This window comes from Dolichospermum sp. FACHB-1091 (genome assembly GCF_014697585.1).
Classification (GTDB): domain Bacteria; phylum Cyanobacteriota; class Cyanobacteriia; order Cyanobacteriales; family Nostocaceae; genus Dolichospermum.
The window spans coordinates 1-13,526 of record NZ_JACJSB010000028.1 but is presented as its reverse complement, the minus strand read 5'-3'; the positions used below and the strand labels follow the sequence as shown (position 1 = coordinate 13,526).

Genomic DNA, 13,526 nt, shown 5'->3' with positions numbered 1-13,526 from the left:
AACGAACAAATTACAAAATGTAAAAACGTTTTACCCAAAATGTAGAGACGTTCCATGGAACGTCTCTACAACATCAAACGTCTCTACATTTATTATTAGGAATTAATCAATTCCCTCAATCCGATTTTCCACCTCCTGATACAACTCTCTTAACCGGTCTAAATTCTCCTCACTTGTCTCCCAATAACCGCGTCCATTCATTTCCAACAAAGTAGAAACAATCTTGCGGAAAGAATGAGGATTGAGATTCATGAGACGCTTTTGCATTTCCTCATCTTTGATGAAAGTCTCATTCGTGTCCTCATAAATCCAGTTATCCACAGCGCCAGCAGTCGCACTCCAACCAGTAGTATTAACCAACCGTTTAGAAAGTTCCCGCACACCTTCGTAACCGTGAGATAACATCCCCTCATACCATTTGGGATTTAACAACTTCGTCCGCGCATCTAAACGCACAGTTTCTGATAAAGTTCTCACCTGTGCATTCGCAGTAGTTGTATCTGCAATGTAAGAAGATGGTTTCTTACCATCTGCACGCAGACTTGCCACTAACTTAGTAGGATCTGAGTCAAAATAGTGGGAAACATCTGTTAAACTGATTTCCGAAGAATCGAGATTCTGGAAAGTTGCATCAGCAGTTTTCAAAGTCGTTTCAAAAATCTCCCTTGACTCATCCATAACCCCAGGATTATCAGAATTGAAAGAGAAAGATTTGCGCTTCAAATACATTTCCTGTAACTCAGCTTCACTATCCCAAGTGCTATTCTCCACCGCTAAGTTAATATTAGAAGAATAAGAACCAGAAGCATTAGAGAAAACGCGAGTTGCAGCTTGACGCAGATTTATTCCCATGTCCTCAGCTTGTTTCAAAGCGTGCTTGCGGACAAAGTTCATTTCCAAGGGTTCATCAGCTTCTGCTGCCATTTTTACACCTTGATCCAGCAAGTTCATTTGGTTAATGAACAAGTCACGGAATACACCAGAACAATTGATCACCACATCAATTCTAGGACGACCCAATTCTTCCAAAGGTATCAATTCCAACTTGTTCACCCGTCCCAAAGCATCGGGAACTGGACGCACTCCCACCATCCACATAATTTGGGCGAGGGATTCGCCGTAGGTTTTGATGTTATCTGTACCCCAGAGGACACAGGCGATGGTTTCTGGCCAATTTCCATCATTTTCTGACTTGTTTCGTTCTAGCAGCCTATCCACGACGATTTTCGCCGATTGGACTGCGGCAGATGTGGGGATAGATTGGGGATCTAGTGCGTGGATATTTTTACCTGTGGGTAATACATCAGGATTACGGATAGGATCACCACCGGGACCGGGGAGAATATATTCACCTTCCAAACCTTGCAATAAACCACCAAGTTCGTTATCTGCACAAACTTGTTTTAAGCAAAATTCCAAATATTCAAACAGAGGTTTTAACGCAGAAGTATCAACTTTGGTGTAACCTGATTGATGCAGTGATTCTACCCAAGGTTCTTTTCTCCCCATGTTAAAGAAATTCAACTTGGAAACCGCTATCACTCTACCTTCTGCGTCAATTTGTTCTTGAACTAAGGCTGTAACAGCCGCACGGGTAGCGAGGGTGATATCTTGTAGTAGTTGTACATCTGCCAAAATTCCGGCATCGTTGTTCTTGTAGATATCCTCAATATTGCGACCGAGACTTTTGGCAATAATTCCGGGTAAACCTTGAATTTCTTCCTCTTGTCGATCTAAACTAGCTATATTGACCAGAGTAGCGATCGCTTCTTCGGCAGTGGGAGGTTTACCAATCACGTGCAGTCCACAAGGTAATAAGCGCGATTCAATCTCCATTAACCGACGATAAACGTTACCAACGATATTATCCCGTTCCTCCGAGGTCATATCCTTAGAATCGGTTTCAGGAATGTGAATATCCTTGTCTAAGTTGACAATACGGCACTTATCCATGATGGAATTGACAATGGAAACACCGCGTCCTGTGTCTTTCAAAGTTTGGTAAGAAGCAATTAATTCGCTAAGTTCCTTCAACCCTTTGTATAAACCAGCATTTTCCGCCGGTGGTGTTAGGTAAGAAATTGTTTCTGCATAACTGCGACGTTTAGCGATTGTAGCTTCACTGGGGTTATTAGCTGCGTAATAATACAAGTTGGGAATTGAGCCAATTAGTTGATCTGGGTAACAATCACCAGACATTCCCATTTGCTTACCGGGCATAAATTCCAATGAGCCATGTGTCCCAAAGTGTAACACAGCATCAGCGCCCCAAATCCGTTCTAGATAGGTGTAATATGCTGCAAAACCGTGGTGGGGACTTGCGGAACGGGAGAATAACAACCGCATGGGGTCGCCTTCATAACCAAATGTCGGCTGCACACCAATAAACACATTACCAAATTGTTTCCCATAAATCAAGAGATTTTGGCCGTCGCTGTTCAAGTTTCCGGGAGGTGGTCCCCAGTTTTCTTCTAAGCGTTGGGAGTAGGGTGTCAGTGCTTCATATTCTGGCACAGACATTTTGTAAGCAATGTTGAGTTCGGGACTGTTGTATTGTGCTTGTGCGTCGTGGATGACTTGTTCTAGTAACTCTTGGGGGGTTTCGGGAATGTCCTGCACGTCGTAACCGTTGTTTCTCAGTCCTTTCATGACTTCATGAATAGAACCGAATACGTCTAAATATGCGGCTGTACCCACGTTACCTTTGTCAGGAGGGAAGCTGAAAACGGTAATAGCAACTTTTTTGTCTAGTTTGGGTTTACGGCGCAGATTCGCCCATTTTAATGCCCGTTGAGCGACTATTTCTACCCTATCTTGTAAAGCGATCGCTCTGCCTGTTGCCCCATCTTTACCTGATAGGATAATCGGCTCGATTGCGCCGTCTAGTTCGGGTATAGCAATCTGTAAAGCCACTTGAATGGGATGTAACCCCAAATCGCTATCTAGCCATTCTTCGGTGGTTTGGAAGACCAAAGGCAAGGCTACCATGTAAGGGCGATTTAACCGTTTTAATGCTTCAATGGCTTTAGGATGATCCTGTCTAGCAGGTCCACCGACTAAAGCGAAACCAGTTAAGGATACTACCGCGTCTATTAACTGCATTTTGGTAATTGGTTCATAGAAGTAAGCTTCTATTGGTTTAGAGAAATCTAAACCACCTGCAAAAACAGGGAGAACTCTTGCCCCTAATGATTCCAATTCCTGGACAATTGCCACATAATGGGCATCATCCCCAGTAACGAGGTGAGTCCGTTGTAATACCAAACCTACGCATGGTGCAAGGGGATCTTTAAGGTGACTAGAAATGTCTTTGCGAGCAGAATACCAGTTAAGATATTCTCGCACATCCTCAAACATGGTTGGTGCTAAAGGATGCCAAATACCCATGTCGGGATAAACAACTGGAGCTTGATATTCAGCAGCGACAAAGCTTTCTTTCTCTATACCTTTTAGTACGTATTTATCAGCCAGCATCAGTAAAAAGTTTTCCAGGTTTTCCGCTGAACCACCTAGCCAATACTGAAAACTGAGCATGAAGTTTCTCGCGTCTTGTGCTTTTTCCATGGGGAGGAATTTCAGCACTTGGGGGAGAGTCCGCAATAACTTCAACATTCCGTCTTGGAAACCAGCGCCAGATTTCTCTTTGCGCTTTTTCATGAAGTTAGCGATAACGCTCTTGGATTGTCCTAACTGCGCCAAAGAGAAGCTACCCATTTTATTGAGGCGCATAACTTCGGGCATGGAGGGGAAGACAACGGACACATCGAGATTATCACGATGGGGTTCGACTGCGGCAACTACTTTCTGTGCTAGGTCTTCAATAAAAATTAGAGAAGCAATGAATATATTAGCACTGGCTATATCGCGTTTCAACTCCTCATAGTTTTCAGAGTTGCGTAGTTCTTCAATCAAGTATCCACTGATTTCTATGGCAACGCTGGGATGATTAGCGTTAATTTCCCGTACCGCTTGAGATAATGCACTTTGGTATTGGGATTCTAGCACGACATAGACAACCTTGATTAATTTACGTCCCCGTAAATCGTCAGGTGCAATATGTCTAATAGTGGACTTGACTTGGGTAAACATTCAAATAAGCTCCTTTCAAGCGTGTTCTCATGAAGTTAGTCGCGGTATAACCGTTTGTAACTTCAATTATTTTCGGCAATAAGAGTTTTTTAGCAGAAAACTCGGATTCTGTGGGGGTTTTGTCCTATATCTGACATAAAATGATATAGAAAACAACACATTTATTAATGAATCTTAACAAAGAATACAGGTTCTCTCACCTGATTTTAAATTTTGTTTACAAAGCGATGCTGTTATGTAACAAAACGTTAGTGCTGACAGTATTGTGATATTCTGGTTTTGAGTTGGGCGATCGCTCAATTGTGCCGTTGTACGGAAAATTTCTGCATAACTTGACAAAATTCCTTAGAGGCAACAACAAATGTATTTTAAACAACTACTGCTAGGATTAATGCTAGTAAACATTACAGCTTTTTTTGTAACTCCAGTCCGTGCTGATAATCCTTATGATGCTAAAGCTAGATCACTTGAATCAGAAGCAGACAGGCTGATAAATGCAAGTAAATCAACTTGTGATTTACTTTCTATTAAAGCGCGTAATTCTGGAGATGCTTACAGGGCTAGAGCTAAAGTTTTTGGAGAATATGATAAAGTTGCTTTACAGCATCTCAAAAATGGTATTTACTATGCCAGATTTGCTAAATTAAAGGGTTGTTCTTGGGCAAAAGATTTTAAGTATTAGTGTGATCGCTGTTTGGAGAATGTTGGGGTGCGATCGTTGTTTGGGGATGTTGGGAGTGCGATCGGTTAAAATTAGGGTTGTGTGCGATCGGTTAAAATTGGGGTTGTCTGCGATCGCTGTTTGGGGATGTTGGGGTGCGATAGCGAAGCGTTGCTGCAAGCAGTTCGTTTAAAATTGGGGTTGTGAGCGTAAGCGTTGCACTCTAACTAGATCCCCGACTTCTGAACATAACAGATAATTAATTGATATGATCAAAGAAGAAGCCGGGGATCTTATAACCCAGTTTATAATCTTCTTCCTCTGTGTCCTCTGTGTCTGGAGTGGTATGTCTTCGACACGCTACGCGAACGTTATTTCTTTAAGTAGGAAAATTACAGATAAACAATAATCAAGAATTGGTTTGTGGTCAGTTAGAATTTTTTTGTCTGAATCAGGATAACCAGGATTAAAGGATTTACAGGATGTTATTTAATAATTGTTGGTGAAAATTTGGGGATGATTTTGTTTATTCTGATATGGCTAACGCCACGCTACGCTATCAGACAATTACAACATTAACCACCAACAAACAAAAGAGCAATATTTTTATATTGACGATAAACCCTAAAATCACTATCTAAAGTGAAAACACTACTTCCTCTAATTAATTCACTCATTCTTACTAAACAAGCATCAGCTAAAGACATAGGAACGGAGTGATATTGTTTCATTAATTGCTTAATTACTGTTACTTCTTCACTTAAATTAAAAGGTATTTTAATTACTTCTGCTTCCAATAAAGATAAAATAGCACTTTCTCCTCCATGAACATTTTGTAATAAAAAACAAGATTCCGCAATAACCGCTTCACAAGTAAATAAAGGGGGACGTAAATTTTTCCATTTTTCTACTGTCCATTTATGAAGATTATCACTTTTATCAATAAAAGCCACTAAAGGCGAAGTATCTATAATAATTTCTGATTTCATTATTTACCAAATCCTTGAAGATACCTTTTATTAGTAGATAAATCACTAATCCCACTTTCTACAGATCCAGCCCATTCCTTAGCTAAATCATAAGCTGAAACCTCTTGATTGTCTTGTGATTTTGTTTTTTTACTGTGCATAAATTCCATAAAATCTAAGATAGTTTGTTGTTGTTCAATAGTTAGATTTCTAAATTTATCTAACAGTGTGTTTTCTTGAATTATAGGTTTATCAGTTGCTTGAGACATAGTTTTTCTGCAAAAATTAAACAGTTTTCATTAACATCATATCAAATTTTTAAACCTTCTACAAATTATTTGTGCGATAGCGAAGGGATACGTAGGAATCGCTGTTTGGGAATGTTGGGGTGCGTAAGCGTTGCGCTGCTGCAAGCAGTTCGTTTAAAATTAGGGGGTTGTGAGCGTAAGCGTTGCGCTGCTGCAAGCAGTTCATTTAGAATTAGGGGGGTTGTGAGCGTAAGCGTTGCGCGACCTAGGAATCGTTTAAAATTGGGGTAGTTATGAGCGATCGCTATTTGGGGATGTTGGGGTGCGATCGCGTACAGCGCGACCAAGGAATCGCCAATCTTGTAGTGCCAGGATACTACGAAGAACCGTTTGCTATGATTGAGATTAATTCTACAAATATTATAGTAACTATGAAGTGGCGAGTCATACTTGAACCTGATCCAGAAACAAGCGAATGGGCAATTTGGTGTCCAGAACTCCCTGGATGCACCTCTGCCGGTGTTACACAAGAAGAAGCCCTTAATAATATAAGAGAAGCGATCGAGCTTTATTTACAGCCCGATACTATTCAACTTCTTCCTGGAGCAGTAATCCGTGAGGTTATGCTCGGATGACTCGACTCAGGAGAATGAAGGCTGATGATGTTGAACGCATATTACGTAAACATGGCTTTGAACTGATATCTCAGAAAGGTAGTCATAGAAAATGGCGTAGTCAAGCTCAAGACACCCAAGTTATTGTGCCTTTTCATCAAGGTAGAGACTTGCCCACTGGAACATTACGTAACATTATGGTTACAGCTATGATCCCAGAGGAAGAGTGGAAATCTCCTTAGAAGTCAACCAGAGGGGGCAATAGTGCAAGCTATAACTTGTCAGTTCGCCGTTTAGGATGTTGGTTGGGAGTGCGTAAGCGTTGCGCTGCTGCAAGCAGTTCGTTTAAAATTAGGGTGGTTGTAAGCGATAGCGAAGCGCTCCGCAGGAATCGCCACTTAGGAATACCTTGGAAGTGCGTAAGCGTTGCGCTGCTGCAAGCATTTCGCTTAAAATTGGGGTAGTTGTGTGCGTAAGCGTTGCGCGACCTAGGAATCGCTGTTTGGGGATGTTGGGGTGCGATCGCTTTATTTTTGTACTAATTTAAAAAATGTTTCTTTGTCAATACCAATATCTTGAATCATTCCCATTAAAGTACCTGGTTTAATGTCTTTTCCTTGATGAATTGGAACAACAACTCTTAAACCATTAGTATTCTTGTAAATAGCATGACTACCTTTTTGTCTGTCAAAATAAAAACCCAAATTTTCGATAACCCTAATAAAATCTTTAGCTTTTATACTTGGTAAATTACTCATAATAAAATACTTAATGGCTTAACAATTAAATCCTCTTTAGGAACAGGTTGATTATCAGCTATTAAACTTTCAATATATAATTCAATAGCTTCTGTAATATTCTCAATTGTTTCTTCAAAAGAATCTCCTTGAGAATGACAACCTTTCAGAACAGGACAAAAGGCATGATAACCACCATCTTGTTCCTTTTCCAAAAGTACAGTGTAATTGTAAATTTGTTTACTTTTGTTTTCCATATATCTTGACGTTTTTTGAGTTAGTGATTTTTAGCTTTGATTTATTCCATGATAAACGGTTTGGGGAATTTGGGAGAAGTGCATTAGCGTAAGCGTTGCACTCAGTAGGAATAGCTGTTTAGGAATAAATTGGGAGAGCGATCACCTAAAATTAGGGTGTTGTGAGCGTAAGCGTTGCGCGACCTAGGAATCGCTATTTGGGGATGTTGGGGTGCGATAGCGTAAGCGCTGCTGCAAGCAGTTCGTTTAAAATTGGGATGTTGGGGTGCGATCGCATTATCAATGAAATTAATCACCTAGAGTGAGCTACCATTTATTTAGTCATTGTTAGGATCAGAATTGATTGTGACTACATCTCTCAACATCAACGAAGCCTTACTAAAAGAGGCATTGGAACTTGACAATCAGGTGAACATAGATTCTTTAGTAGAAACAGCACTGCGCGAATATATTCAACGTCGTAAGCGGCTCAAAGTATTAGACCTGTTTGGGACCATCGAGTATGACGAAGACTATAACTATAAGCAGCAACGTCATCAAGCATGAGTATTATTGTTGATACTTCCGTTTGGTCATTGGCTCTACGTCGGAAAACACCGTCTGATTCTTCCCCAGCAGTCACAATATTGCAGAATCTAATTACTAATGACCAAGTTGCCTTATTAGGCGCGATTCGTCAAGAAATTCTTTCTGGAATCCGCAATTTTGAACAGTTTACCCGTCTGCGAGATTACCTTCGAGCTTTCCCTGATTTAGAACTCATGCCTTATGTAACTGGTCAACAATTAGCAATGTCATTAATGACCGTAGCTGAACTGTTTCAGTGGGCGATTTTGCGTCAATGGAGTGTAATATAAATAAGAATTAGATTTTTCCAAAGCACAAACAGAGTAAACATCATGCAAGAACAATTAACTGACTATCAACAAGAACTAACAGAACGCATTTCTCATGTTGTAGATAAACTATTTCGTGGTAGTAGTTTCTACATGGTGAAATTAGATCAGTATGAAATGACTGAAATGTTAATAGAATTATTTAGCAGATTTTCCCCAGAAGAAATGAGAGCAATTAAAGAACATGATTTAACCAGAAGGATTGGCAAAATATTAACATTAGAAGCTGTTGCTGGGACATTAAATGATTTAACACCAGAAGAAATAGCAATTTTTGATGCAGCAGTAGCGAGAAAATAAACCCATGAATTTTTTACTTGATTCAAATATTGTTAGTTATGCGTTAAAGAAAAATATAACTATAAATAATAAATTGAAAGAGTTAAGCTTTCTCGGGTCAGAAATATTTATTAGTTGTATCACCTACTATGAAATTAAAAGAGGTTTAATATCTCTCAATGCTACTAAACAATTGGTAGATTTTCATGGATTTTGTAATGATTATCCTGTATTATTTTTAGATGATTTAGAAATTATTGAAAAATCCTGTGAAATTCATGCCAAATTAAAAGCTAAAGGTACTCCTATCCAAGATGCTGATGTTTTAATAGCAGCTACAGCAATTGTCCGGGATTTAATTCTCCTTTCTAATGATTCTGATTTATTAAGAATTGAAGAACTTAAATTAGAAAATTGGTTGTGATAAAAATTTAGGAATAAGTTGGGAGATCGATAGCGATCGCGGAGCGTCCCCGAGTAAACTAGCGCTTCTGCAAGCAGTTGGCCTAAAATTAGTGTGGTTGCTATTAATTGGTAACTAATAATATATAATAGGATGTGAGATAGTTAAATTTTCTCCCCAAACATTCAATTTGGATTTTTTATGAGTAAGTTTGCAGAATTTGGACAGGTAAGATGCCCGTCCCACAAAAGTTTTATTTAGACTTTAATAAACCAGCGTTTCTGATACATCAAAACAGCAATACTATACCAAAATAACGCGGTAACAAGTGCAAATAAAAATGAACCGTTGAAATTTCCTGCCCAAGATGCAAAAATATTTTGATAAATCCAATTATAGATACTAATGGCATTTTCACCTGTACCAATTTGGGTTTTCACTGTAATTTTAATTAGAATTACTGAAGCCACGAAAAGAGCGATCGCATTTAGTCCCATAATTTCAAAAGGTTTACTCCAGCGTTTTATTAACCTCACTTCTATCATTTCATAACAAGCCGCTAATAACATTAATGCCCAACCAGTGGTATATAAAACATAGGAACTCGTCCAAATTTTCTTATTAATAGGAAATACCACATCCCAAATAATTGCAATTACTAAACAACACAAACCAAATAATACTAAATCCATGCTAGTTTGTGCAGTAGCCTGTTTTTTATCTTTGATCCATTGTCCAGTAAAATAGCCAGCCAAAACGCTAACTATGGCTGGAATAGTGCTAAAAAGTCCTTCAGGATCTCCCATAAAATTAAACCCATCACCTTTATATAAATGTGCTTTGGGAATAATTAATCTATCAATAAATGAGCCAAAATTACCTTCTCTGGTTAGCATTCCTGCACCATAATTAGGAACAGGAATATACATCATTATCAACCAATAAGCAATTAGTAATCCTCCTGCTACTAACCATTGACTTTTGCGCGGTAATTTTAAAACTATCAAAGATGCAAATAGGTAAGTTAAACCAATTCGTTGCAATACTCCCATCAAGCGGATACTACTTAAATCAAATGTCCAAATACCTTGATTCCAAAAACCATTTAATAGTAAACCTAAAATAAATAAAATAGCAGCGCGACGGAGAATGTGTAAATAAACTGCTTTGTTAGGTTTGTTCTCTGCTGTATATTTTGACAGAGAAAAGGTCATTGCTACACCCACAATGAATAAAAAGAAAGGAAATATTAAATCAGTGGGTGTACAACCGTGCCATTGGGCATGACTGAGGGAAGGATAAACATGACCTGCAACTCCTGCCATATTAGCAAGAATCATTGCTGCAATGGTAATACCACGAAAGACATCAAGTGAACTCAGACGCATAGACAGAATATCTGATTTGAGAATTTAACTTTACTCCTCCTGATGCACTTGATCAAGGGGAGTGGATAATCTAATTTACAGGGTAAACTTTTATTAAGTAATGTTTGAATTTTAAATTTTTTATATGGCTATCAAAGTTGGAGATACCGCCCCTAATTTTAACCTACCTGCCCAAAATGGCAAAAATGTCAGTCTGGCAGATTTTCGCGGTCAAAAATCTGTTGTCCTCTATTTTTATCCCAAGGATGATACACCAGGATGTACTATAGAATCATGTGCTTTTCGAGATCAATATGAGGTATTTCAAGCCGCTGGTGCTGAAGTTATTGGTGTGAGTGGTGACTCTAGCAATTCTCATCAAAACTTTGCCAATAAATACAATTTACCTTTTACACTTCTAAGTGATCAAGGTGACAAAGTAAGAAAACAATATGGTGCAACCACGGCTTTCGGTCTCATTCCTGGTCGAGTCACTTATGTGATTGACAAAAATGGCATCGTTCAATATGTATTTGATTCCATGTTGAATTTTAAAGGTCACGTTGAAGAAGCATTAAAAACTCTACAACAGTTAGCAGTGAAGTAATAAGCTGTTACGCATCCAAATTTGATCATCCTCATCTAGCTAGATGTTGTGGTGCGGGCATCTTGCCCGCTAGAATTTACAAATTAAATGCAGCACAGCTTATACCCGACAATAACTACCTCTGAGGAGACGATTAAGATAAGACACTGTAGAGACGTTTCACGAAACATCTCTACCCATGAATAACCTCATCAGACTCTATTTAGAGTGCGACTTCTCTGTGACACCAATATTGGCGTTAGCTGATTTGCCATTTCTGCTGTTAGAATGACTGTTATTCCGAGGTTGAATTACCCCATAACCGCCGTGGTTACGTTCATAAATAACATTAATTTCGCCCGTTTCTGCATTATGGAACATATAAAAGTCATGTCCTACCATTTGCAATTGTTCTTGGGCTTCTGCCACTGTCATCGGAGGCATGGAGAAGTATTTGGTGCGAACTACCTCTTGGGGTAATTCCGCGCTGCGGTCGCCTATTAAATCCGCTGCAACGGTTTCTGGCGCTACTGCTTCGTTAGTTGATATAGGTTGGGTTTTATGATCCTGTCTTTTTTCTTTATATTTCCGCAATTGCCGGGCAATTTTGTCTGCAACTAGGTCAATACTTGCATACAAGCTTTCGCTGCTTTCTTCCGCCCGGATAATACTACCATTAGCATAAATAGTTACTTCCGCCGCTTGTTTTGTACTAATGCGGGGATTGCGAGCCACGCTCAAATGGACATCCACTTCATTGGTGATGTTCTGAAAGTGATTAACCGCCTTTTCAATTTTTTGATGCACATATTCTCGGATGGCATCGGTGATTTCAATGTTTTTACCGTGGATGACAAGTTTCATGTAAACTCTCCCGCTCAATATTATATGTGATGTTTTTGGGTAGGAATAGAGATTGCGTTAATGTCTATCACTGCTACCGACACAAGTAACCTATTTTTAAAACACTGCTCTGTTCCCCATGTTTCTCCCATCTTCAGGTTCGCGCTATTCATCGTTTTAATTTTAGTTTTTATCCTTTACGACGACTCCCAACCGGTTGTTAAGCAATGGGCTGTTCAACCACAACTATGGAATTAGGCAATTTAAAATATGGTTTTTTAACCGCCCCCTTCTGTGCAACTGTAAAACACAGGAGTACGTACTTCCGTCCCCGTCTCTTGGTCTTGTTCCCCATTGTAGAGAAAATGTGACCAATTTGGGAGGTTCGATCCTGATTGATGCAAATTAATTCTGGGAACATCATCAGTCAGCGTTATTGGTTTCTCTTGTCTAGGCTTGATACTTCTGGCAAATTCCTCCCAACACCATTGAGGTTATATATTCAAACTAGCACTTTATTGGTTGTAAAGTATTTTTCCTTGACGTTACTTTAAAATCCTTTGCATACCTTGACATTTGTTCTGGATATTTTTGTCAAGTGAGTGCTATAGATGTCCAGTGAGGCAGTTAATCTTTTTATTTCTCCTGTTCTGTGATGATTCATAATACTCAATTTCCACCGTACCGTTGTTTACTATATAATCCTGGTTTAATACCATACATAACGGCTCATCAGTGGCAGCGATCGCTAGTTACTGAGCGCATTCACAACCCAGAATTAGATGATGTACTGATTTTGCTGGAACATCCCCCTGTTTATACTTTGGGGACAGGAGCAAATCTAGAATTTCTTAAATTTAATCTTGACAAATGTAACCATGATGTGCATCGCATTGAAAGAGGTGGTGAAGTTACCTATCATTGTCCGGGACAATTGGTCGCTTATCCAATTTTAAACTTACGCCGTTATCGTCAAGATTTGCATTGGTACTTACGCCAATTAGAGGAGGTATTAATTCGCGTTTTATTACATTATGATTTGCCTGGGGAACGTATTGCTGGTTTTACTGGTGTTTGGTTGGAAGGATACAAAGTTGCTGCTATAGGTATTAAAGTTAGTAAATGGATTACTATGCACGGTTTTTCCTTGAACGTTTGTCCAGACATGACAGGGTTTAAGCACATTGTCCCCTGTGGCATTGTTGACAGACCAGTTTGTAGTTTGGCTGCATGGATTCCTGGTATTACTTGTGATGAAGTGTCTTCTGTCGTCAGTCAGTGTTTTAGCGAGGTATTTAATGTCAAATTAGTTGCAGCTAAATCAGAGAAATTATGGGAGATGGACTAGAGCAAATGTGTATCAATCCTCTAATTTCTGAGAAGTTTTTCCGTTGTTGGTGAATTAAAGGCTGAATTTTGATCACGCAGAGGCGCAAAGAGAATTGTAAGAAAATGAAGATAGTTCTTCCTTATCCACTTCATGATAACATATATTTAATTATCTGTCAATACTCTTTTTGAGAAGTTTTCCGTTGTTGGTGAATTAAGGGCTGAATTTTGATCACGCAGAGGCGCAAA

The 13,526-nt window shown here is 39.1% G+C and carries 18 protein-coding genes; 10 read left to right on the top strand and 8 right to left on the bottom strand.

Going from position 1 to position 13,526, the window contains the following annotated elements:
• Nucleotides 1-102 precede the first annotated feature (102 nt).
• Nucleotides 103-4,089, bottom strand: coding sequence for a magnesium chelatase subunit H (locus tag H6G25_RS16565; RefSeq protein ID WP_190393436.1), 3,987 nt, complete (start codon nucleotides 4,087-4,089; stop codon nucleotides 103-105).
• A gap of 361 nt (nucleotides 4,090-4,450) precedes the next feature.
• On the opposite strand from H6G25_RS16565, the gene H6G25_RS16560 reads away from it, so the two are divergent.
• Complete coding sequence (locus H6G25_RS16560; protein WP_190393435.1) at nucleotides 4,451-4,771, top strand: hypothetical protein; 321 nt, start codon at nucleotides 4,451-4,453, stop codon at nucleotides 4,769-4,771.
• A gap of 1 nt (nucleotide 4,772) precedes the next feature.
• Entirely contained in the window at nucleotides 4,773-4,943 is a 171-nt protein-coding gene (locus H6G25_RS16555) for a hypothetical protein (RefSeq protein WP_190393434.1), read from the top strand.
• 382 nt (nucleotides 4,944-5,325) lie between these two features.
• Here H6G25_RS16555 and H6G25_RS16550 read toward each other — a convergent pair whose 3' ends face one another.
• Complete coding sequence (locus tag H6G25_RS16550; protein ID WP_190393433.1) at nucleotides 5,326-5,739, bottom strand: PIN domain-containing protein; 414 nt, start codon at nucleotides 5,737-5,739, stop codon at nucleotides 5,326-5,328.
• Entirely contained in the window at nucleotides 5,739-5,987 is a 249-nt protein-coding gene (locus H6G25_RS16545; protein WP_015078629.1) for a hypothetical protein, read from the bottom strand. Before H6G25_RS16545 ends, H6G25_RS16550 begins: the two co-directional genes overlap by 1 nt.
• 410 nt (nucleotides 5,988-6,397) lie before the next feature.
• On the opposite strand from H6G25_RS16545, the gene H6G25_RS16540 reads away from it, so the two are divergent.
• Nucleotides 6,398-6,601 (top strand): type II toxin-antitoxin system HicB family antitoxin, encoded by a 204-nt coding sequence (locus H6G25_RS16540; protein ID WP_027402758.1) that lies wholly within the window; start codon nucleotides 6,398-6,400, stop codon nucleotides 6,599-6,601.
• Nucleotides 6,598-6,822 carry a type II toxin-antitoxin system HicA family toxin gene (locus H6G25_RS16535; protein ID WP_028091223.1) on the top strand — a complete coding sequence of 75 codons (225 nt, stop codon included), beginning with the start codon at nucleotides 6,598-6,600 and terminating at the stop codon, nucleotides 6,820-6,822. Before H6G25_RS16540 ends, H6G25_RS16535 begins: the two co-directional genes overlap by 4 nt.
• A gap of 285 nt (nucleotides 6,823-7,107) precedes the next feature.
• On the opposite strand, the gene H6G25_RS16530 is transcribed toward H6G25_RS16535, so the two are convergent.
• The 3 genes from H6G25_RS16530 to H6G25_RS16520 form a co-directional block, all read right to left on the bottom strand.
• The gene (locus H6G25_RS16530) at nucleotides 7,108-7,338 is read right to left on the bottom strand and encodes a type II toxin-antitoxin system HicA family toxin (protein ID WP_071187708.1); all 231 of its coding nucleotides are present in this window, start codon (nucleotides 7,336-7,338) and stop codon (nucleotides 7,108-7,110) included.
• The gene (locus tag H6G25_RS16525) at nucleotides 7,335-7,574 is read right to left on the bottom strand and encodes a type II toxin-antitoxin system HicB family antitoxin (RefSeq protein WP_190370530.1); all 240 of its coding nucleotides are present in this window, start codon (nucleotides 7,572-7,574) and stop codon (nucleotides 7,335-7,337) included. Before H6G25_RS16525 ends, H6G25_RS16530 begins: the two co-directional genes overlap by 4 nt.
• A 101-nt stretch (nucleotides 7,575-7,675) precedes the next feature.
• Nucleotides 7,676-7,870: a hypothetical protein gene (locus tag H6G25_RS16520; RefSeq protein WP_190393432.1), complete on the bottom strand. Its 195-nt coding sequence runs from the start codon at nucleotides 7,868-7,870 to the stop codon at nucleotides 7,676-7,678.
• 49 nt (nucleotides 7,871-7,919) lie between these two features.
• Here H6G25_RS16520 and H6G25_RS16515 point away from each other — a divergent pair, with 49 nt between their 5' ends.
• Genes H6G25_RS16515 through H6G25_RS16495 form a run of 4 tightly spaced genes read left to right on the top strand, consistent with a single transcriptional unit; the run spans nucleotide 7,920 to nucleotide 9,173 of the window.
• Entirely contained in the window at nucleotides 7,920-8,120 is a 201-nt protein-coding gene (locus H6G25_RS16515) for a type II toxin-antitoxin system VapB family antitoxin (RefSeq protein ID WP_190393431.1), read from the top strand.
• On the top strand, nucleotides 8,117-8,431 hold the full coding sequence (locus tag H6G25_RS21320) for a hypothetical protein (protein WP_242034998.1): 315 nt from the start codon (nucleotides 8,117-8,119) through the stop codon (nucleotides 8,429-8,431). Before H6G25_RS16515 ends, H6G25_RS21320 begins: the two co-directional genes overlap by 4 nt.
• A gap of 42 nt (nucleotides 8,432-8,473) precedes the next feature.
• Complete coding sequence (locus H6G25_RS16500; RefSeq protein WP_127055268.1) at nucleotides 8,474-8,770, top strand: hypothetical protein; 297 nt, start codon at nucleotides 8,474-8,476, stop codon at nucleotides 8,768-8,770.
• Nucleotides 8,771-8,774: 4 nt separating this feature from the next.
• Nucleotides 8,775-9,173: a type II toxin-antitoxin system VapC family toxin gene (locus tag H6G25_RS16495; RefSeq protein WP_190393430.1), complete on the top strand. Its 399-nt coding sequence runs from the start codon at nucleotides 8,775-8,777 to the stop codon at nucleotides 9,171-9,173.
• Nucleotides 9,174-9,409: 236 nt separating this feature from the next.
• Here H6G25_RS16495 and H6G25_RS16490 read toward each other — a convergent pair whose 3' ends face one another.
• Entirely contained in the window at nucleotides 9,410-10,540 is a 1,131-nt protein-coding gene (locus H6G25_RS16490) for an acyltransferase family protein (protein ID WP_190393429.1), read from the bottom strand.
• Between the two features lie 124 nt (nucleotides 10,541-10,664).
• Here H6G25_RS16490 and H6G25_RS16485 point away from each other — a divergent pair, with 124 nt between their 5' ends.
• Nucleotides 10,665-11,126: a peroxiredoxin gene (locus tag H6G25_RS16485; protein WP_028090486.1), complete on the top strand. Its 462-nt coding sequence runs from the start codon at nucleotides 10,665-10,667 to the stop codon at nucleotides 11,124-11,126.
• A gap of 198 nt (nucleotides 11,127-11,324) precedes the next feature.
• Here the strand turns inward: H6G25_RS16485 and raiA are convergent, their stop codons facing one another.
• Nucleotides 11,325-11,969 carry a ribosome-associated translation inhibitor RaiA gene (gene raiA / locus H6G25_RS16480; protein WP_190393428.1) on the bottom strand — a complete coding sequence of 215 codons (645 nt, stop codon included), beginning with the start codon at nucleotides 11,967-11,969 and terminating at the stop codon, nucleotides 11,325-11,327.
• Nucleotides 11,970-12,603: 634 nt separating this feature from the next.
• On the opposite strand from raiA, the gene lipB reads away from it, so the two are divergent.
• The gene (gene lipB, locus H6G25_RS16475; protein WP_190393427.1) at nucleotides 12,604-13,296 is read left to right on the top strand and encodes a lipoyl(octanoyl) transferase LipB; all 693 of its coding nucleotides are present in this window, start codon (nucleotides 12,604-12,606) and stop codon (nucleotides 13,294-13,296) included.
• The last annotated feature ends 230 nt before the right edge of the window (nucleotides 13,297-13,526 follow it).